The organism is Pseudoalteromonas sp. Isolate6 (assembly GCF_022398435.1).
GTDB classification, from domain to species: Bacteria; Pseudomonadota; Gammaproteobacteria; order Enterobacterales; family Alteromonadaceae; genus Pseudoalteromonas; species Pseudoalteromonas galatheae.
On the sequence record NZ_JAKEVK010000352.1, the window covers coordinates 1 to 2175 of the forward strand.

General features: G+C 35.1%; 1 protein-coding gene. It reads left to right on the forward strand.

Features of this window, described 5'->3' with window-relative positions; translation table 11 throughout:
* The first annotated feature begins 404 nt into the window (after positions 1-404).
* Complete coding sequence (locus L1D50_RS22790) at positions 405-1619, forward strand: hypothetical protein (RefSeq protein ID WP_017216875.1); 1215 nt, start codon at positions 405-407, stop codon at positions 1617-1619.
* The last annotated feature ends 556 nt before the right edge of the window (positions 1620-2175 follow it).

The following is a 2175-nucleotide window of genomic DNA, read 5'->3' on the forward strand; positions in this document are numbered from 1 at the left end:
GCTTATACACATAATTATTCACAGTTATGCCTCTGGAGATCAAATTTTTACTAAGTAAGATCAAACTGTTATGCACAGATGGTATAAGATCAAGTGCTTTAAGGTATGTATAGATCTGATCTCTACCTAGCATAGATCAGATCCTTACTAATTAATGGTGGAGTTTTCCACAAGTACGTCAGGTTTGTCGTTGTAAGTCCGCTAAATAAGCCTTAATCAAAGGTTTTTCAGCGTTAATTTTACCTTAGTTAGTAAAAACTTGATCTGAAAATAGGCCCTACCTAGTAAAACAATGATCCCAACAAAAAAAGTTACTTCGGATCACTTTTTTACTAACTTTAATCATTAACTTTTTCTGTCGAATATGTTGTTATTAGACGTCATGAAAATTTGGAAGTAAAACAATGAGCCGGAAGGTGAACATCTCTGTTGACAATTTGCCTGATTCACTTCGTGGACAGATCCATGGTGTAGAAAGTGCAATCGATAACGAAAGTTTGGCGTTGTTTACGGATAATAAAGATGTTCGAGTATCTTTAGAAAATGCCGCCCATGGGTTAAGGGCTTATTCTAACACCTTTAATCATTACGATTTATGGGGACGTTTTGTTCGTTCGGGGCATAAAAAATTACCGTTAGAAGAAGCGCCTAAAAAAACGATCGTAACGAGAAAAATATCTGAAAAAGTAGATGGTATTCTATACGAAGGTGAGATAAAAATTACGCCTGCTGTTGTTAGTACTAAAAAAGACGGTGATGACGAAGAGTTTTTAGTTTGGCCATCTGACCGCGAAGAAAAGGTCGAGCGCGCGCTGATCCGCCTAGCTTCCAAAGGCAAGATTGTTAAAATAAATTTTAAGTCCGGTATTCAATACGCAGTTATTTTTTCAATGAACGAGCTTGCTCAAGAATTAAAAGCTGTTGGTCAATCAATGCCTTATCCGCAAATTAAAGAATCTTTGGAAGCCCTTCAAGGTTCTAAACTTTCGTTCAAATATACGGCCACCGATACTAAAAACCCAAGTATTGATGATTCATTTTACGAATCAAACATGAATTTTCTGTCGTCGCTACACTTTAGTGGAAAAAAAGGGCAGGGCGGGAACATCAAATGTGTTGCATGTTTAAATGCATTTGTTCATAACATGATCGATAACTTGGAGTATAAAGGTTATTATTTCAACAGTGCTCAAGAGTTAAAACGTGGTTTGTCTCGTTGGATGATGCTACGTTTGTATCATCTATGGCGTTATGCAGCCCCAGGTAAAACTTATCACTTTCGCCTAATTTCAATTATGGAAAAATACGGCTCAATTTATTCTGATGATGAAATTACAGAGAATAAATTGAAGGCACTTCGTCGTGATATGACCACAACAATGAAAGATTTGATCGAGAAAGGGGCAATATCCGAATACAACATTTCAAATGTTAAGGATGAAAAATCCGGAAAAATCGTTGATTATGTGTACGAAATGCACCCATCTGCTCAATTCTGTGACGAAATATTGGCTCTCAATAAACACCATAAACGTATCGAAATTCAAGGTGGTAAACGTATCGTCGAAAATGTTGAAGTAATTGATGAAGATACATTAGAAGAAATCGTTAAGAAATAAGATTTTCTGTTTTGGCTAGGATAGTATTTCTAGCCAAAATAAAGAACTTTGGTATCAAAGCTAATTTCTATTTCAACGGAGGATACTTTCCGAGCGAAATTTATCGCCACCCAATTCTTCAAAAAGATGGAGTCTGAAGAGCTAAAAGTCTTCTTGAAATTTTCTGCGGTGAAAAAATACTGCCATCAATATATCCTGAAACTACATCAGCGGATCAAGTCAATTCTCTAGTCCTTGGGAGATCTAATAAGTATATCGATAATTCAAATTTTCCTATTTAGAACAATAAAATAGAAAAACTCTGTTATCCAACAGAAGTTGATTTTTTAGTGATTTCTAGATGCGAGTCCGTAGGCGATAAGCTATTTCAGAGCTTAACACGTAATGATAAATCAAAATTTAACCTGAAGAAATTTAGTACTTAATCTGTGAAGATAACGATTTCATTATAGTCTTATAATACCAAGTAGTCTTGATACTTGTTCAATTTGAAGGAGCAAATCTGATGCTAACTGCGTTAAAAATTTCTCATTTAGAACAACTAAATAGCAAAATT